A 19,439-nucleotide genomic window follows, 5' to 3' on the forward strand; every position below is an offset into this window, starting at 1 on the left:
GAGGAAGGAACCGATGACGGAAGTGCAAAACAATCAACGGGACCGGCAACGGCAGCAAATCAAGGTACCGACCTATCCGTTTACGGCCATCATTGGACAAGAGGAAATGAAGCTGGCCCTGATTCTGAACGTGATCGATCCCCGCATCGGCGGGGTCATGATCATGGGTGATCGCGGAACGGGAAAATCGACGACCGTACGGGCGTTAGCGGAATTGCTTCCGGAAGTGCCCTCAGTGGCAGATTGTACATTCGGCTGCAATCCCCATAAGACAACGGAAATGTGCCCGAGCTGCCGAGAACGGGTGGCTGCAGGAGAAGAATTACCTACGGTATACCGCAAGACCAAAGTGGTCGACCTTCCTCTGGGGGCGACGGAAGATCGGGTTTGCGGTACCATCGACATCCAAAAGGCCTTGGCCGAAGGGGTTAAAGCCTTTGAACCAGGCTTGCTGGCCCAGGCGAACCGTGGGTTTTTGTATGTCGACGAAGTTAACTTGCTTGATGACCATCTCGTCGATGTGCTCCTTGACAGCGCCGCTTCCGGTGTAAACGTGGTGGAACGGGAAGGGATCAGTATCCGCCACCCAGCCCGGTTCGTGCTCGTCGGATCCGGTAACCCCGAAGAAGGGGAACTGCGTCCGCAGTTGTTAGATCGTTTTGGTCTCCATGCTCAAATTCGCACCCTTCGGGACGCTCAAAAGCGGGTGAACATCATTCGCAGCCGAAGCGAGTTTGACAATAATCCGGAGATTTTTATTGATAAGTTTGACGCGCCTCAGAAAGAACTGCAGGCCAAAATACTCAAAGCGCAAGAATTATTGGCTGATGTGACGATCAGCGATGATGTTCTGTTAAAGATCGCTCAGTTGTGCATCGAACTGGAAATCGATGGGCACCGCGGCGAACTGGTCTTGGCTCGAGCAGCTAAAGCCCTCGCAGCTTTTGAAGGACGGACAGAAGTGATCGACGAAGACGTTCGCCGTATCGCAGTACTGGGCTTGCGGCACCGTCTGCGCAAAGACCCCCTGGCCACGATGGACAACGGACGTCGCGTCCAGGAAAAGGTCGTGGAGATTCTCGGGGCTGAGAAGGCGGGAGCATGAAAGTAAACACCCTACCATTGGCGGCCATCACCGGTCAAGAGGCCGTAAAACTGGCGCTGACCCTCGCCGCGGTGGACCCCGGTCTCAAAGGGGTAGCCATCGCGGGCCGACGGGGTACGGGCAAGACCGTCCTGGCCCGTGGACTCAGACATCTGTTGCCTCCCATCGACCAGTTGGAAGGGTGCCCTTGTCACTGTAATCCCGCAGAACCGCATAGCTGGTGCAATCGCTGCCGCGAACGGTTTACCGAAGAATCGAACCTATTCGGAGCAGAGCTGCCGGTAGTTCGGCGAAATGCTCCCTTTTCTGAAGTCCCTCTAGGAGCGACGGAAGATCGCCTTCTGGGTGCCATCGATGTAGAACAGTCCTTAGCTGGCGGTGTCCGTGCTTGGCAGCCTGGTCTGCTCGGAGAAGCCAACCGAGGTGTTCTCTACATCGATCAGTTAAACTTACTCGATGACGGACTGGTCAATTCTCTCTTTGACGCTATGAGCGGCACATGCCGGCTGGAGCGGGAAGGGATTTCCGTTCAATACCCCTCGAACTTCGTCCTCATCGGCACCTATGACCCCGATGAAGGAGGACTAAGAGGACACTTGGCCGACCGCATCGCTATGCATGTCAGCAGCGGTGTGATCGTAGATTTAGAACAAAGACTGGAAATCATGCGTCGCCAGGAACTCTTCTCGGAGGCGCCGGAAGATTTTTTTGAGCTCTATAACGATGAGCAGGAACAAACTTTACGGAAGATTGCAAAGGCGAGAACGGTCCTTCCGCAAGTCACTATTTCGGAAGCCCAGACGCTCTACTTGATTGGACAGTCCTTAAAACGGGGAGTACCTGGTCACCGGGCTGATCTATTTTCGGTGCGTTTGGCGAAGGCCCATGCGGCTTGGCAGGGAAGGACGGCTGTGGAGCCGATCGACTTGGCTGTAGCTGTCGAGTTCGTCATCAAACCACGTCAGACAGTGGACTTGCCTGACGAAGAAGAACAAATGCAGCCGCCTCCACCGCCACCTCCGCCCCCGCCGCCACCAGAGCCGGATAAGCCGGATGATCCGGAGACGCCACCCGACGAAGCTCCGAAAGACGAGCAGACCTTGCAACTACCCGAGGAATTCTTCTTCGATGCCGAAGAAGTGCCGATGGAAGATGAGCTGCTGTCCTTGCAAAACAAGGTACAGCGGCAAGCCCGCGGGGGAGCGCACGGGAAGCAAAAAAGCCTTGAACGGGGTCGTTACGCTCGTGCCCTGTTACCGCCGCCCGGCAAAAACAGCCGTGTCGCTGTGGATGCCACATTGCGGGCCGCTGCGCCCTATCAACAGCAGCGCCGCGAATCGGGGCAGTATGGCGATCGTCAAGTCATTGTGACCAATTCGGACATCCGGGCGAAGCAGTTTGTCCGCAAGTCAGGTGCTTTGATCATCTTTGTCGTCGACGCCAGCGGCAGTATGGCTTTTAACCGGATGAGCAGCGCCAAGGGTGCCGTATCCGTATTATTAAACGAAGCTTATGTCAACCGCGATAAAGTCGCTTTGATCATTTTCCGTGGCCAACAGGCAGAGACGCTCGTACCGCCCACGCGAAGTGTGGAAATGGCGAAAAAGCGCTTTGACCAGGTACCGGTCGGCGGCGGCTCGCCTCTTGCCGGCGCTATCGCGCAATCGATCGAAGTAGGTGTCAATAGCATCGGTAGTGACGTCGGACAGGTAATTATCACCCTGATCACAGACGGCCGCGGGAACGTTCCGATGGATCCGCAAGCGGGACCTAAGAACCGTGAGCAATTAAATGAAGAAATCCTCGCCCTTTCCCGGCTGGTTCCGGAAAACGGCTTTTCTATGCTGGTCATCGATACGGCCAACAAGTTTACATCAACTGGTTTTGCCAAAAAAATTGCCGACGCTGCTTTTGCCCAGTACTACTATCTACCCAAGATGACGGCGGCATCCTTGGCCGAAACCGTGAAGAGCGGCGTGCACGCGCTGCGGAAATAAGGGGGGATAACCGGTGTCGAAAAAGGTCATGCGGTTCGTACATGTCTATCTGGAACGGCAAATTTGCACTGCTTTTAGCCGGTCCGCTGAAACTATCAACCGAACTCAACCCATCGATATTCAAATCACCTCCTTTTGCGTGCATGAACTGAAAGAAAAGGTCAAGATCGATGAGTTCCGGCAAGCAGTACTGCAGGCAGATTTACTCTATGTAGCGCACGTCTTTGTCGATGACATCGCTAGAACTATCGCCGACGTCATTCGGAATGAAGGGAAACAGGTTCCGACGGTCGTATGCGTTAACGCGATGCCGGAACTGATGAAGCTGACCCGGATGGGCGGCTTTGCAATGGGCAGCGATCAGTCGAAAGAATATACCAACATCCTAAAGCGTTTTAAAAAGAATACCGATAGTGACGAAGGAACAGGGAAGAAGTCAGGTCCGCCGATCAATACGGACGTGATGATGACCCTAGTCAAGACGGTTCCGAAACTGCTGAAGTACATACCCGGTAAGATGCAAGACCTGCGGGCTTACATGCTCTGCTACCTTTACTGGTTAAACGGTTCTCCCAAAAACTTAGGTAACATGCTGCTGATGCTGGCGAAACAATACTTTGCACCAGAGGCAGACATTCAGTTCGACGCTCCGGTGGAATATGCCGAGGAAGGCATCTACCATCCCGATGCCGATATCTGGTTTCCCACCCGGGCCGAATATGAAGCTTGGTATAAAAAACATGCTCCCTCAGACCTGCGCATCGGTCTCATCGTGTTGCGTACTAGCTTATTAGCGGAAAACCACGACCATTATGACGCGGTCATTCGCGCTTTAGAAGCCAAAGGGTTAGGCGTCGTCCCCGGTATCGCCAAGGGCCTCGACTACCGCAAGGTTGTGGAAGAGTTTTTCATGGGCAAGGGGACCGAGAAAAAGGTAGACGGTGTCATCTCGCTCACATCCTTCAGCTTGGTCGGCGGACCTGCTTCGAACGATGCGGAAAGCGCTGTCAAAGTCCTCAAAGGATTGGACGTACCGTACCTCTCGGCGATTCCGCTGGAATTCCAAACGATCGACGAGTGGAAGCGGGACCTCTCGGGGTTAAACCCGGTGCAGGTGGCCCTAAACGTAGCTATTCCCGAACTCGATGGTTTGGTGGCACCAACGGTCTACAGCGGCTACCCCATCCATGGCGGTGCCAAGGCGATTCCCATTCTCGATCGGATCGAATTGCTCACCGAACGGATGCGGCGCATGGTGCAGCTGCGCCAGAAATCCAACGCCGATAAAAAGTTAGGCATCGTCATCTTCAGTTTCCCGCCTGATAAAGGCAACGTAGGTACAGCTGCCTATCTGGATGTATTCCATTCGATCTACAACCTGCTTCACCGGCTGAGAGATGAAGGCTACGACGTCGAAATACCAGAAAGCCGCGAAGCGCTGATTAAAGCCATCATCGAAGATGAAGAGTCTCAGTTGCCCTCAGCTAACTTGCATGTGGCTGACCGGATCACTGTAGAACAATATGAGAAGCTAGCTCCCCATTGGCGGGAAATCGCCGAAACCTGGGGACAACCGCCTGGGGAGTTAAACACAGACGGACAGGATCTGCTCATCTTTGGACGCCACTTTGGCAACGTCTTTATCGGTGTTCAACCATCCTTTGGTTATGAGAGCGATCCTATCAAGCTGCTCTTTACCCGTTCCGCCTCTCCGCACCACGGCTTCATGGCTTTCTATCGCTGGCTCGATAAAGTATACAAAGCCGATGCGCTGTTGCACTTCGGCACCCACGGCGCCTTAGAGTTCATGCCGGGACATCAAGTGGGCCTTACTGACGCCTGCTGGCCCGATCGCCTCCTCGGCCCGGTACCAAACTTCTACCTCTACAGCGTCAACAACCCCTCCGAGGCGACCATCGCCAAACGGCGCAGCGCCGCTACCTTGGTCTCTTACCTGACACCACCTGCTGAAAATGCCGGTCTCTATAAAGACCTGAGAGATCTCAAAGATCTGATCAGCATGTGGGGCGAAAACCGGCACAATGGCCGTGGTCAGTCTATCTTGGAGACCATCATAGAGAAAGTGCTCGCCTTACATCTCGACAAGGATGTGCCCATCCCGAAAGAACCCGGTCAGGAATTCATCGGCAAGCTCTACGTGTACCTGACCGATTTGGAAAACCGCCTCATCCCGACAGGATTACATATCTTGGGCGAAGCGCCTCACGCTCAGACTCTCGGTGACTATCTGATGGCCATCAGTTACTTCGATCGCCCTGAACTTGGAGTGCAATCACTCGCTGGGTTAGTGGCCACAGCCCTTGGATCTACCTTTGCCGAGATCGAACGGCGCTCCGAATCGGGCGATCAGACCGCCATCGAGCAGTTAGAACTCGTCCGGGAAACGGTCCATCTCGGTATTCAGAAGATGATCAGCGAGTTCCTCGAAAAAGACGAACGGGGAGGATTCCGCTTCTTACGGACCAAATCGGAAGTCATCGCTGCGAAGTCTATGCAGGAACATCTCAAAGAAAAAGTCCATCAAGGTTTTGAGTTGGACACTGCTGCTGCGGCCAAGTCCTACTTATACCTACAAAACGTGTTAAAAGACATCATCACGGCGGAAGAGATGAACGGAATCTGCAGGGTCTTATCCGGCCACTACGCGATCCCCGGACCGGGCGGCGATCCTGTTCGTAACCCGAAAACCCTTCCGACGGGGCATAACATCCATGCTCTCGATCCACAGGCAATCCCCACCTCTGTGGCTATCCGAGCTGGTCAGCGGGTTGCCGATATGATGTTGAAGAAGCTTTACGAATCCAATGGCAGCTACCCCGAGTCCATCGCCGTCGTCCTTTGGGGTACCGACAACATCAAGACCTATGGCGAAGGCATCGCCCAAGCCATGGCATTGATGGGGGTACAACCGATGCCAGACGATCTGGGCCGGATGACCAGGCTCCGCCTAATCCCCCTGGAACAACTGGGAAGGCCCCGTATAGACGTCGTCGTCACCGTCTCCGGTATCTTCCGGGATATGTTCCAAAACCAGATGGAACTTCTCGACGAAGCCGTCAAAATGGCGGCTCGTGCTGAAGAACCGCTAGAGATGAACTATATTCGTAAACATACCTTGGCGCAGGCCGAAGAAATGAATATTTCTATAGAGCAGGCGGCTACGCGGGTCTTCTCTAACGCTCCCGGCAGTTATGGCGGCAACGTGAACCAGATGGTCGAAAACAGCGCATGGGAAGAAGCTGGTGAGTTAGCCGACACCTTCATCAAGCGCAAAGGCTTCGCCTACGGAAAACAAGTTCGCGGAGAAGTGGCCGATGAGATCTATCGTTCTGCCCTCTCCAATGTAGACACAAGCTTCCAAAACGTGGACTCGTCGGAAGTGGGCATCGTCGATATCGACCATTACTACGAGTACCTTGGCGGTGTGTCGGCAGCGGTCAAGAGCATACGCGGCGAAAAACCGAATGTCCTCGTTGCAGATACGACGACACCAAAAGTACAGATTCGCAATATCGAAGAAATGGTCCGATTCGAAACTCGGACTAAGACTTTGAACCCGAAATGGTATGAAGGCATGCTCAAGCACGGCTATGAAGGGGTTCGCGAAATCCAGTCTCGGGTAGACAACACCTTCGGTTGGAGTGCCACGACAGAGGCCGTCGACAATTGGGTCTATGACGAAATCACAGAGGTTTATATCACCGACGAGAACATGCGCAACCGGCTGAAAGAGCTGAATGCCCACGCTTTACGGGGCATTGTGCGCCGCCTCCTTGAGGCGAACAACCGCGGGTTCTGGGATGCCGATCCAGATAAGCTAGAAAAGCTCATGGAGATTTATCAGGATATTGAGGATGAAATCGAAGGGGTCAGCGTCCCGGCATAAGGGACCGGTTGCCAATAGCCGCAATCTAGTGCCCCCAATGCAGCATTGATCTTCGACAAAAAAGCACTGATATGGGGTGTAATTGGCGTGAAACATACAGCAAAAAACCTGGGTAAAGTGATTGTGGTCGGATCCGGCGCCGGCGGCTTAAGTGCCGCCGTGCGCCTGGCGAACCAGGGCTGGGACGTCACCGTTCTGGAAAAGGAAGCGACCCCGGGCGGCCGTTTGAGCGCCATTCAGGCCGAAGGGTATAGCATCGATGTGGGCCCGACCATCATGATGATGAACGATGTGTTTCATCAATATTTTAAGGATCTGGGCCGGAGCATCGAGGACTACCTGGACCTCGTCCGGGTGAATCCCTGCTACCACCTGCATTTTACTGACGGAACCTGTATGAAGCCGTCTATCGACCTAAAGGAATTGCTCGACGAAATCCGGTCCTTCAATCCCGACGATGTGGACGGTTACCTGAAATACCTGGCCCAGATTCACCGGCGCTACCAGGTGGCCCGAGAAAAATTCATCGAAAAATCCTTTACCAAACCAAGCGATTTTTTCAACATCGATACACTCATCGGTATGATGCAGCTTCGCACCTTGAACAACATGTACGATGACATTGCGCGATTCATCAAGGACGAACGGTTACGTATCTCCCTGACCTTTCAAGCGATCTACCTGGGTGTATCGCCCTTTGATGCCCCCTCCATCTACACCCTGATCGGTTACGTAGAGCACGGACTGAGTGGTGTTTGGTATCCTAAGGGCGGTATGAACGCGATCACCCAGGCGCTGGTCAAGCTTTTGGGTGAGTTTGGCGGATCCTTGCGGGTGAATGCCGAAGTCGAGCAGATCCTCATCGAACAGGGTCGTGCTGTCGGCGTCCGTCTGGCAAATGGCGAAGTGCTCAAGGCTGACGTAGTCATCTCGAACGCCGATTTTCCCTACACCATGGAGAATCTCGTTCCGGGGTCCCATCGTGGGAAGTATACGCCCCAGAAATTAAACAGTATGGAAGTCACTTGCGGTGCCTTTATGCTCTATTTAGGCGTAAATCGCCGCTACGATAATTTGCATTTACACAATATCTATTTCACACCGGACTACAAGTACAGCATGGACGAGTTGTTTACGCGTCAGCAACTCCCACAAGATCCGGCTATGTATGTCTATAGACCTACCAAATATGATGATACTGTCGCTCCGCCGGGCAAAGATATCATCTATGTGCTGGTCCCGGTTCCCAATCTGTCCAGCGGTATCGACTGGAAAAAGGAGACTCATCGTTATCGCGAACTGGTGATCAAGAAACTGGAACGTCAAGGATTGACCGATCTGAGCAAACATATCGAGTTTGAGCGAATTTACACGCCGGAAACTTTCCAGAATCGTTTCAATACATACCAGGGAGCCGCTTTTGGTCTCGCACCGTCACTCTTCCAGTCCGGCTATTTCCGTCCGCACATCAAATCGAAAGAAGTTCCCAATCTCTATTTCTCTGGTGCGAGCGTCCATCCCGGCGGTGGAGTACCCGTCGTGCTGGTCTGTGGGAAATTAGTTTCGGAACAAGTGCTGGTAGATCACAATTTAAGCTGGCAACCCAAGATGATGACAGCGGGCTTGTCGGCTAGCTACTAATACAAAGATCATTAAATCTCGAAAATAATGTAACAGAGCATACGCAACGGTTGTGATTACCCATCACAACCGTTTTTTTATTAAAAATTTGCAACATAGTCTTAAACTCAACAGATTCACGAACGAACAATACGGTAATGCGCTCAGTTTGTAGGATTTTCTCGAAATATTTAGCGATATATCTTTGCATACCCGACAAGATTCGCCCCCTCTGCAAATGTATAATGGTAAAAAATACCATTACATTGTAGACTAGTTGTAAAGCGGGGGATGGGGCTTGTGGGAAGAGCCGACTGTGTATCCCTTTCGCCGGGAACGGGTGCCCGATTCTAAAAAAGCGAGTAGGCAGAGAGATCGCAAAACCAAAAAAGGCGGCTCCTCAAGCGGAGGATTTCAGGGAAATGCGGTCAAAAGTTTAGTAGCCTTCATAATGTCGCTAACAGGTTCGGTACGAAAAGTGTACCATCGGGTCGGGGGGATTACCCAAGGCGTACATAAGCATTTACAAAAGGCTCTCGCAGAATTAAAAGAGCCGACACAGTGGGTTTGGTGGATAGTTGTATTCTTATTAGCACGAGGAACCCTGCTTGGGGGATTAGCTGTATCCGCACCGGCTGTGCTAGCGGTGATCGCCGTACGACGTCCGGACCGCCTGATCTGGAGTTTGTCAGGGGCCTTTGCTGGATGGCTCAGTTTGCGGGCCTCTTGGTCCTATCCCTTGGGGATACCAGATGATCCATTGGGCCTACACCCGGTCGCACAACTGACGGCATGGATGGTCGCCGCTATTGGGGCAGCCGTTCTGGTCCGAAAGCGTCAGTGGCCTGTCGGAGTCTTAGCTGGACTTACGGCGGCGTCTTTATGGACAGTGGAAGGCATAACTATGGCATGGCTGACACCGTCCCTTTACGGCGGCATTTTAGTTGCCTTTGAGGGCCTTTTTGCAGCTGTCGCGACGGTCATCTTCTTTGCGGTGGAAAAGGCGATGCAAGTGAGGGACGGAGACAGGCTCAATCGGGACGAGCTGACTTGTATCACCGTGATGGGATTGTTAGTCCTATTAGGCATTCCACTAGAACCTGTATACGGACTTTCCCTTCAGACAATAGCAGCGAATCTTATCTTGTTGTTCAGCGCTTACATCTTTGGCGCCGGCGGCGGAGCCGTCGGGGGAATAGCCGTAGGATTGCTACCCTCATTGACTTCATTTGGAGCTCCCTCATCGATGGCGCTGTTTGCGCTGTCCGGGTTGTTAGCGGGAGTCTTTCGACCTTGGGCAAAGCCGGGTGTGCTTGGCGGTTTCTTTTTAGGACATCTGCTGTTATCTATCTATATGGGTGGAAGCAGGGAAGTACAGCAAGCTCTATTAGAAGCGACCGTGGCAGGAACAGTGCTCTTTTTCTGGCCTGTATCATGGCTTCAGGCGCTTCGCAAGCGGATAACCAAGCGAGACGCTGCAGCCATCGCTGCGTTAGAGTTAGAAAACAACCGTAAGAAGCTGGCCGAGAAGCTGGAAGAGATGGGCCGCATGTTTGGACAATTGGCGGTTACTTTTGACGAAGTATCGCAGCCGGTTTCACTAAATCCAGAAAAAATTCGCGACCCCTTATATAAAGCCATCGAAGAGCGGGTATGTAAACTCTGTTCTAGCTATGGCTTGTGCTGGGAGCGCGATGCCGAACGTACACGACAGTACCTAGAGGAACTTTTTAATCATATCGAGGAAAAGGGGATGGTCTCCTCCAAAGAATTGACACCGCAACTGGCTCGCCGATGTGCTCGACTGGGGGAACTTTCCGCGGCTATTTCCAGTTTGTTAGAGAGTATCACCATAGATCGGTATTGGCGTCGTCGCCTGCAAGAAGGAAGAGGCCTTGTTGGCGCTCAGTTCCGTGGGATCGCCGGTTGGATGGCTTCTTTAGTCAGAGAATTGGAGGCAATCCGATCACCAGAAAAAATCACGGAGCATCTAAGCAGAGCATTGCAGGAACGAGGATTTCGTTTGGACAAGGCGAACATTTCTGACGACATTGATGACTGGCACGTCGATGTAGTTGGCCCCGGTTGTTCCGGCAGCTGGCCTTGTGCCGAGTACGCTGCGGCAACAGCAGCAGACTTGCTGGGGAAGCCCATTATGGTAGGAAAGACGGATTGTCATTCTTCCTCTGCCTGTTATTTTCGTTTACTTCCCGCACAGCCTTACCGTTTAAACGTGGCTGTTGCTCAGACACCTCGCTACGGCAGCGCCGTCGCCGGCGATAGCACCGGCTATTGGGATGGGCCGGGGGGACGAAAGGTGGTCGCATTGAGCGACGGTTCCGGAGTAGGCCCGCGAGCAGCAAGAGAAAGCGCATCCACCCTCTCCATGTTAGAACATCTCTGCCGGGTGGGTATCTTCCCGGGAGAGGCGTTACATTCGGTGAACTCGCTCGTTGCTCTGGCGACAGAAGAGGAATCCTTTGCGACGGTGGATATGGCCGTTATTGATGTATCTACGGCGGAGGCAGAGATATTCAAACTTGGTGCGTCGCCGAGTTACTTAAAGCGGGGGCACCGAGTGCAAATCGTGCAAAACGCTTCATTGCCTCTGGGTATACTGAAGAACCTAGAAGTAGAATCGATAAACCTCTCGCTGTTGCCGGGAGATCGATTGATTCTGGTGAGCGACGGAATCTTTGACGCACGTCGTGAGAAAAATTCGCAAGATTGGCTGATCCCCCTATTAGAACAGTTGGCCGTAGACGATACAAAGGAACTGGCCCAGCGGATCTTGCAAGAAGCACTGCAGCACAATGACGGCAAGGCTAAAGACGATGCCACCGTTGTCGTCATCGACTTGCAGGGCCGAAGGGGTTCCGCAGAAGGGGACCGTAAAACGGTTTGACGGTGGCAAATTCAGGAGAAGCTACAGGATAGGTGAAATTCGCCAAGGCGGGCAGGGAAAGGTAAGATTGATGTAGAAATGATGAAGCTAAGCGTAAAGTTCGCGGTGAGACAGGGTGAACCATTTGCTACAGCGATTTTCTCAATCCCTTTGCCAGCTTGGAATCAATAAGCCCAAAGAACGAGTCTTAATCGCCCTATCGGGTGGAGCCGACTCGGTCAGCTTGCTCCTCTTGTTCAAAAAAGTATCGCCTCAAATCGATCTTGAACTGGCTGCAGCCCACTATAACCATAGCATGCGAGGAAAAGAATCTGATGCAGACGCGGACTTCGTGGCTGAGTTAACCAACCGGCTGCAAGTACCGCTCTATTCAGAAACGGCACCGCCAAAATGGTGGCTACAAGAACCAGGAACAAAGATGGAGGTAGCTCGCCGCCTGCGCTACGACTTCCTCCGTCGCGCAGCGGAACAGGCCGGAGCCCAGTGGATTGCACTCGCCCACCATGCCGACGATATGGCTGAAACCGTGCTATTTCACATGCTTCGCGGCAGTGGAATTAAAGGGTTAAGCGGAATACCTGCAAAACGGGGACCTTTCGTGCGTCCGCTGCTTCCTTTTCGCCGGAAAGAGCTCGAAGCGTTCTTGAACGCGGAAGGGCAGAACTGGCGTCATGACAGCAGCAATGATTCTGATGCTTATACGCGTAATCGGATACGTCATCAGATCATGCCAGCGTTGCTGTACTTTAACCCTAAGTTGGTAGAGACACTCTGTCGGAACGCCGATCTACTACGCGCTGATGCAGAATTCCTAGACAGGGAGTGTGAACTCGTTTACGGTCAGGTGCAACAGGAGGAAGGACTAAAGGTCAAAGCGCTAATCGATCTTCCCCTCGCCCTTCGACGGCGAGTCCTCCGTCGATTTCTCGAGCCTGAAAGCCTTGGCTCGGAAAAAACCGACGCGATTTTGGATCAACTCCAAAAAAACCTCGGCCGAAGTGGAATCGTCGATCAGGTCGGGGGAAAGTACTTAATCAATGAGGGCGGTATTCTTCGTATTTACGAAAAATTGCCCTGGTTGGGGAACTGTGACTTCCTTTACCCGATTGCGATCCCTGAGGAGAAGAATCATTCGGTATTGTTGGAGATACCTGAAGCGGAAGGTAGTCTCGAGGTAACGCTTCGCACGGAGAAACCGGTAAGTCTCATGCATGACGAGGGTCCGCCGACCCAGGCGATGAAGAGCACTTTGCAATTAAAAGCGGAGGTGCTCCAACGGGGTCCACTCTCGATTCGCAACCGTAGACCGGGCGATTGGCTTTCCCTGGCGGGTGGAGCCGGAAGAAAGAAGCTCAAAGAGTTCTTTATTGACAAGAAAATCCCAAGGCAACTCCGTAATCGAATTCCGTTATTGACATCAGGAGAGGAGGTTCTTTGGGTAATCGGTTACTGGACCGGTTGTCACGACACCATCGAACAACCGGAACAAGACGTGATAACGTTTCAATGGTATGGCAAAACTATTTGATATGCTGAACGATTCTGTGCTAAAATGACTAGGAATGGCTGAAATTTCCCATTAACTCGCTGCCAGTTCACCCGTAAAAACTTAGAATCTTGCGGGCGTGCCGGAACAGTGGGAGGAGGTTACGCGTGAGCCGGATTGTCAAAAACCTGGCAATATATATCCTCATCGTTCTCTTGGCCATCTCCGTATTACGGGTGACCAAGACACCGGAACCTGCGCAGGAACCCATCTCGTACACTCAGTTTTATCAGCTGCTGGTGACGGATCAGATTAAAGAACTGAACGCAGTCAGCGAACGGGACCGCACAGAGATTACCGGCGTGAAAAGAGACGGAAATCGATTTACCACCATTGGACCTGTTGACATCAAACGCATCACCGATATTGTGCTGGACAAACAGATTCCCTTTACCCAAAAGCCTGCTCCTGAGCCACCGTGGTGGACCGGATTGTTCTCTACACTGCTCCCCATCCTGGTACTCGTCGGACTGTTCTTCTTCATGATGCAGCAGACCCAGGGCGGCGGCTCTCGGGTGATGCAGTTCGGCAAAAGCCGGGCGAAACTGCATACGGATGATAAGAAAAAGGTCACCTTTGAAGACGTGGCTGGTGCCGACGAGGTGAAGGAAGAGCTTCAGGAAGTCGTCGACTTTCTGAAACACCCGAAAAAGTTCGTGAAGCTGGGAGCGAAAATCCCCAAAGGCGTATTGTTGTTCGGACCTCCCGGAACCGGGAAAACCTTGCTGGCCCGCGCCGTCGCCGGGGAAGCCGGAGTTCCCTTCTTCAGCATCTCCGGTTCTGACTTCGTGGAAATGTTCGTCGGTGTCGGCGCATCGCGGGTTCGCGATCTCTTTGAACAAGCGAAGAAGAACTCGCCTTGTATCGTCTTTATCGACGAAATCGACGCTGTCGGTCGTCAACGGGGCGCCGGCTTAGGCGGCGGTCACGATGAACGCGAACAGACTCTAAACCAGTTGCTTGTTGAAATGGATGGCTTCTCCGCCAATGAAGGCATCATCATCATCGCCGCTACCAACCGGCCGGACATCCTCGATCCAGCCCTGTTGCGTCCAGGCCGTTTTGACCGGCAGATCGTCGTTGATCGTCCGGACATTCGCGGACGCAAAGAGATCCTCGGAGTGCACGTCAAAGGCAAGCCCCTCGATGAAACCATCGACCTCGACGTATTGGCTCGCCGGACCCCTGACTTTACAGGTGCTGACCTGGCCAACATGGTGAACGAGGCGGCACTGCTGGCCGCTCGCCGAGGCACGAAAAAAGTAGGCATGCACGAGATGGAAGACGCCATTGAGCGGGTCATTGCCGGACCTGAGAAAAAGGCACGGGTAATCAGCGAATTCGAGAAAAAACTGGTCAGTTATCACGAAGCCGGTCACGCTCTCGTTGGTGGTTTGTTGGAACATACCGATCCGGTTCACAAGATCTCGATTATCCCTCGCGGTCGATCCGGCGGATATACCTTATTGCTTCCCGAGGAAGATCGTCACTACATGACCAAGTCCCACCTACTCGATCAGGTCACCATGCTCTTAGGCGGCCGTGTGGCGGAAGCGATTGTGCTGAAGGAGATCTCCACCGGCGCTTCGAACGACCTGGAACGGGCGACCGATCTGGTCCGGAAGATGATCACCGAATACGGCATGTCCGAAGAACTTGGTCCCTTGACCTTTGGACACAAGCAAGAACAAGTTTTCTTGGGTCGGGATTTGGCCCGCGATCGGAACTACTCCGAAGCGGTCGCCTTCTCCATCGACAAAGAAGCTCGCCGGATCATCGAAGAATGTTACGGCAAAGCCAAGAAGATCCTCGAATCCAATGCAGACAAACTGCACCTCATCGCGCAGACGCTGATGGACAAAGAAACCATCGAAGCATCGGAGTTTACGGAACTCATGAAAAAGGTATCCTAGCCCGATAACCGGGGGCTGGGGCCATACGGCTCGTGCCCCCGGTTTTTTAATAGGGAATTCCAAGAATCTTGTGAAAAAGGGGAACAAGCAGAAATGGAACGCACTTATCTGATGATCAAACCCGACGCTGTGCAGCGGGGCCTTATCGGCGAAATCGTAAGCCGTTTTGAGAAAAAAGGCTTCAAACTGGTCGCCATGAAGTTCCTCCGACTGACCAAAGAAATGGCTGAAAAACACTATGCCGAACATGTAGGAAAACCCTTCTTTGCCGGCCTTGTTGAATACATCATCTCCGGTCCGGTAGTTGCCATGTGCTGGGAAGGTAAAGATGTTGTCGCTGTCTCCCGTGAAATGATGGGTGCGACCAATCCGGCGAAAGCTGCTCCCGGAACCATCCGTGGAACCTTCGCTGTCGACATCGGACGCAATGTCATCCATGGTTCTGATTCGCCTGAATCGGCTGAACGGGAATTGGCCATCTATTTCGATTCCTGCGAATTCGTAGAATGGGACCGGAGCGTCCAAGCCTGGATCGTTGAATAAGTAAATCTGTCTATATGCAAAGGACTCACTTACGTGGGTCCTTTTTCCGTTATGGCTTAATAAAGTTCGACTATCGCTTCAGGCTCCCCCTACCAGGAGTTTGTTGCGAAAAGAATGTATAGTTAAATGGGCTCGGGTTTTTGCAAGAAAAAATAATATTATGCACAAATATAGCAATAACTACGTTTTATATACAGGTAAATTTTCAAGACGAAAGAAATAGTGAACACTATAACTTACTAAAAACGGCTTTTTACTTACGCAAATGGAATCTATTAAAAAGAAGGATTTGGCAGAGATTACGTAGAAAAGATTCGTAAGAACAAAATACGTTGCATATGATGAATATAGAGGGCCTGTCTATTTCAAAAAAGCTGAGAAAAACCTTTACAAATTGCGTACGAGTTCTATACTTAAAGTTAAGATGCCATTCATTTCACTAACTTGCCAAAAGACTGGACCTTTCATCGCCGTTCGAATCTGGCTACAGTCGTCTCCATCCAACATAGTTATATGCGCAGAAATCAAGGAGCGAATACATGAATAGATACTATCGCATCTGGCGGATTACCAGCATGTTCGTCGCCTTCTTCGTTCAAGTTTGGTGGTACAAGAAACAGGAAGGGCGAGTTGGCGAAGAAGCGATGGCGGAACGGTGGTCAAAGCTATATCATCGCATGGCCGCCCGGTTTTGCAGTACAGCCACCGAACTGGGTGGATTATTGATCAAAGCGGGTCAATTTTTTGCCACCCGTGTAGACGTTCTGCCGCCGGAAATCACCTCAGAACTAGCTCAACTACAAGATGCGGTGCCCCCAGCACCCTTCGACCATATCGAGCGAACAATAGCCGATGAATTATCTCAGCCGCTGGAGGCCATCTTTACGTCATTTGAACGAACGGCCCTGGCAGCGGCCTCGCTCGGACAGGTACACCAAGCCACCTTACCTTCAGGTGAGAAAGTCGCCGTCAAAGTTCTTCGGCCCCGTATTCATGAGATCATCCATGCCGACTTTGAAGCGATTCAACTGACCATGCTTTTGGCTAAAATCTTCACAGATCTGCCGAAACAGATGGACATGGACGCGATCTTCCGGGAAATGCAGCAGACCTTCTCGAATGAATTGGATTACCGTCTTGAAGCAGCCCATTCAGAACGGTTTAAGAAGAGCTTGGCTGTATTTGAAAAGATCTACGTACCCAACATCTACCGGCAGTACTCCACGAAAAGCATCTTAACGATGGAATTTATCGACGGGCGCAAGGTCGACGACTACGCTTTCATCGAGGAAAACGGCATTGACCGCAAAGAATTAGGCCACCTGCTCATTCGCTCCTATCTGCACCAGGTGGTAAACGACGGCTTTTTTCACGCAGACCCTCACCAAGGCAACATCTATGTGAAAGCCGACGGAACCTTGGTCTTTCTTGATTTCGGAATGGTCGGAGAAATCCGGCCGATGATGAAAGAAAACCTGAAAAATCTCCTTTTTGCTCTGGTCGAGCGGGATAGTGAAAAGATGGTAGAGGCGATGGGCAACCTGGGCTTCCTTCGTCCTCACGCCAACGTCAACCTGGTCCGTCGGGCGATGCAATTTTTCCTCGATCATCACTCGTCCGAACAGATGAAGGAAATGGAGCGGACGAAAAATCTCGGTCCCCTCGGCTCTGAGATTCGTGAATTTATCTATCAACAACCGATGCAGATTCCGGCCCATTTGATTTTTCTTGGACGCGCCATACTAACAGTTACGGGCGTGGCATTCGGACTCGATCCGCAAATGGATGCTCAAGTAGCTGCCCCGTACATTAAAAAACTGATGGATGACACCGACGGCGGCCTCGCCAACATGGTACTCAAACGGGCCAAAAGCTTTGGCAGTACCGTCTTGTCTTTACCGACGCTGCTGGCGCGAACTCTCAAAAAAGCCGATCTGGGTGACCTACACGTCAAAGTCGACAACTTAGGGGATATCACGCGAGCCGTTATGTTCCAGTCACGGCTGGCAAATCGCTTAGTATTGGCTCTCCTATTGGCGACATCGATCATCTGCGGGACGATTCTGTACACTCAGCAATTTATCCAGGAAGCCAAAGGTGCCGCCTCGATTGCAGCGCTGCTGGCCCTGCTTCTCTTATGGCATTCTCGCCAACGCCCCCGGGATTCCAGCCAACCCTTTCACCGCAATGGCCCATTTTGACCAAAATTCGCAATAAAGGAGGTGAGCGCCAATGACGGAAGCTCATGAACAGAACGGACAAACCTGCGAACAGGAACACAAAAAGTCTTGTGGTTCCTGGGAGTTTTCTTTCAAAGAAACTGAAGATGGATTTACCATCAACATCAAAGGTGACAAAGAGCGATTGCGGGCCAAGCGGGAAGCTATTGAAGCATTTAAGGAGTTTCAAAGCAAAGCAAAAAAAGCTGGTTTTTATCCTCCCTTTTTACATTTCTTTGCTCAGTATGATCGAGATCGTCGCTAACCGGGGATTTGGAATTGTATATTATTTTTTATCGAAAACGAGGAGCAGTCGACTCCTCGTTTTTATTTTTCTTGACATAATTACTAGAGATGTGTACTGCTATAAGAGGGGGGCATGAAAATGAATATCCTCGTAACGGGAGGAACCGGGTATATCGGCAAGGCTCTCGTAGAGTCGCTAGCCAACGCAGGTCACCGGATTTGGGTGACGACGCGGAATAAGGGTGACGCCACAATGACGAAAAAATCGATCTTGTCGGTCCCCATACCACCCTCGCATAAACGGTATCCAGAGGAATTTTTCGAGACCATCGATATAGTCGTGAATCTTGCCGGGGAAAATATCGGCGGAAGTCGATGGACGGCCGATGTGAAAAAGCGAATTGTCGACAGCCGACTACAAGTAACCGGACAAATCATAGAGAGCTGCCGCTACAACCGAAAGGCGAAAAGATCCTATCCGAAGGTGTTAATTCATGCTTCAGCCGTAGGCTATTACGGTGTTCATGAACAAGCGACATATACTGAAGCGAACGGACCGGGAGAAGGATTCCTAGCGGAGGTATGTAAAGAATGGGAAAACGCAGCGAGGAAAGGGACCGATGAAGGAATCCGAGTCGTCATTCTGCGTTTTGGCGTGGTGCTCGCTGCTGGTGGCGGGATGCTCGAAAAGATGGGAAGACCGTTCCAATGGGGTGTCGGCGGTGTTGTCGGTGAGGGAAACCAGTGGATCTCGTGGGTGCACCGAGATGATCTACTGCAGGTGATCGAACATGCGATCACTGACGAACGGATGCAAGGTCCCTATAACCTGTGCAGTCCGAATCCCGTAACCATGACGGAGATGACTCGAGCCTTAGCCAAGGCCATCGGCAAACCGGCTTGGACAAAAATGCCGTCCTGGGCGGCTCGCCTCGTCTTTGGTGAGATGGCCGACGAAATGCTCTTACAAGGGCAACGAGTGATTCCAGCCAACCTAGAAAAGTTGGGTTATGCATTTAAGTACCCGAGCCTGGAAAGAGCACTCAGTGCGATATATTCAACCGTTTCAGTCCTGAAATAATTTGAGTTTCAACAATTATCCACAGAGAAGTGCGATCAAATCGTGGGCAAGCTGAATTTAGCCACAGCAAAACCCCTATTACTCACATCTGTGCCCCCTTTATGCACATACTAACTACGGATATCCACAAGTTATGCACAAAATGGTTTCGAATAGAGAATGAAACGGATGACACACTCACATATATCCACGACTTATCCATGAACTTATTCACGGTTTATCCACAGCTTATTCATGAAACTATGAAAAGGTATTCCCCAACTTACGAGGACCTTTTCATCTCGTCAGTTTCACCCTTTGATTCTCCTGGAATATAAGAGAGGGTGAATCACATACACCAAAGAATGCGAAAGGGAA

At 51.8% G+C, this 19,439-nt stretch carries 11 protein-coding genes; all 11 read left to right on the forward strand.

Translation table 11 applies throughout. From position 1 onward, the window contains the following. Positions 1-13: 13 nt before the first annotated feature. The 11 genes from bchI to H1S01_RS06865 all read left to right on the forward strand — a co-directional run bounded on the left by bchI (position 14) and on the right by H1S01_RS06865 (position 19,082). Positions 14-1,105: a magnesium chelatase ATPase subunit I gene (gene bchI / locus H1S01_RS06815; RefSeq protein WP_188039331.1), complete on the forward strand. Its 1,092-nt coding sequence runs from the start codon at positions 14-16 to the stop codon at positions 1,103-1,105. Further along, complete coding sequence (bchD, locus tag H1S01_RS06820; protein ID WP_188039332.1) at positions 1,102-3,102, forward strand: magnesium chelatase ATPase subunit D; 2,001 nt, start codon at positions 1,102-1,104, stop codon at positions 3,100-3,102. Before bchI ends, bchD begins: the two co-directional genes overlap by 4 nt. 13 nt (positions 3,103-3,115) lie before the next feature. Further along, on the forward strand, positions 3,116-7,009 hold the full coding sequence (bchH, locus tag H1S01_RS06825; protein WP_188039333.1) for a magnesium chelatase subunit H: 3,894 nt from the start codon (positions 3,116-3,118) through the stop codon (positions 7,007-7,009). An 87-nt stretch (positions 7,010-7,096) separates the two neighbouring features. Next, positions 7,097-8,650, forward strand: coding sequence for a phytoene desaturase family protein (locus tag H1S01_RS06830; RefSeq protein ID WP_188039334.1), 1,554 nt, complete (start codon positions 7,097-7,099; stop codon positions 8,648-8,650). Positions 8,651-8,927: 277 nt separating this feature from the next. Then, positions 8,928-11,534, forward strand: a complete 2,607-nt coding sequence (locus H1S01_RS06835; protein WP_188039335.1) for a SpoIIE family protein phosphatase — start codon at positions 8,928-8,930, stop codon at positions 11,532-11,534. 115 nt (positions 11,535-11,649) lie between these two features. After that, positions 11,650-13,062: a tRNA lysidine(34) synthetase TilS gene (tilS, locus tag H1S01_RS06840; RefSeq protein WP_188039336.1), complete on the forward strand. Its 1,413-nt coding sequence runs from the start codon at positions 11,650-11,652 to the stop codon at positions 13,060-13,062. Positions 13,063-13,187: 125 nt separating this feature from the next. Beyond that, on the forward strand, positions 13,188-14,993 hold the full coding sequence (gene ftsH / locus H1S01_RS06845) for an ATP-dependent zinc metalloprotease FtsH (protein ID WP_188039337.1): 1,806 nt from the start codon (positions 13,188-13,190) through the stop codon (positions 14,991-14,993). Between the two features lie 93 nt (positions 14,994-15,086). Then, a complete protein-coding gene (gene ndk / locus H1S01_RS06850) occupies positions 15,087-15,536 on the forward strand; it encodes a nucleoside-diphosphate kinase (RefSeq protein ID WP_188039338.1) in 450 nt (149 codons plus the stop codon). Between the two features lie 539 nt (positions 15,537-16,075). Continuing rightward, the gene (locus H1S01_RS06855; protein ID WP_188039339.1) at positions 16,076-17,737 is read left to right on the forward strand and encodes an ABC1 kinase family protein; all 1,662 of its coding nucleotides are present in this window, start codon (positions 16,076-16,078) and stop codon (positions 17,735-17,737) included. Positions 17,738-17,768: 31 nt separating this feature from the next. Next, a complete protein-coding gene (locus H1S01_RS06860; protein WP_188039340.1) occupies positions 17,769-18,020 on the forward strand; it encodes a hypothetical protein in 252 nt (83 codons plus the stop codon). 120 nt (positions 18,021-18,140) lie between these two features. Next, a complete protein-coding gene (locus H1S01_RS06865; protein WP_188039341.1) occupies positions 18,141-19,082 on the forward strand; it encodes a TIGR01777 family oxidoreductase in 942 nt (313 codons plus the stop codon). Positions 19,083-19,439 lie beyond the last annotated feature (357 nt).

The organism is Heliobacterium chlorum (assembly GCF_014502795.1).
Classification (GTDB): domain Bacteria; phylum Bacillota; class Desulfitobacteriia; order Heliobacteriales; family Heliobacteriaceae; genus Heliobacterium; species Heliobacterium chlorum.

Bases quoted from the DNA above. Each gene is read 5' to 3' on its own strand.
- bchI (WP_188039331.1), top strand. From the start codon at position 14: ATGACGGAAGTGCAAAACAATCAACGGGACCGGCAACGGCAGCAAATC.
- bchD (WP_188039332.1), top strand. From the start codon at position 1,102: ATGAAAGTAAACACCCTACCATTGGCGGCCATCACCGGTCAAGAGGCC.
- ndk (WP_188039338.1), top strand. From the start codon at position 15,087: ATGGAACGCACTTATCTGATGATCAAACCCGACGCTGTGCAGCGGGGC.
- H1S01_RS06855 (WP_188039339.1), top strand. From the start codon at position 16,076: ATGAATAGATACTATCGCATCTGGCGGATTACCAGCATGTTCGTCGCC.
- H1S01_RS06860 (WP_188039340.1), top strand. From the start codon at position 17,769: ATGACGGAAGCTCATGAACAGAACGGACAAACCTGCGAACAGGAACAC.
- H1S01_RS06865 (WP_188039341.1), top strand. From the start codon at position 18,141: ATGAATATCCTCGTAACGGGAGGAACCGGGTATATCGGCAAGGCTCTC.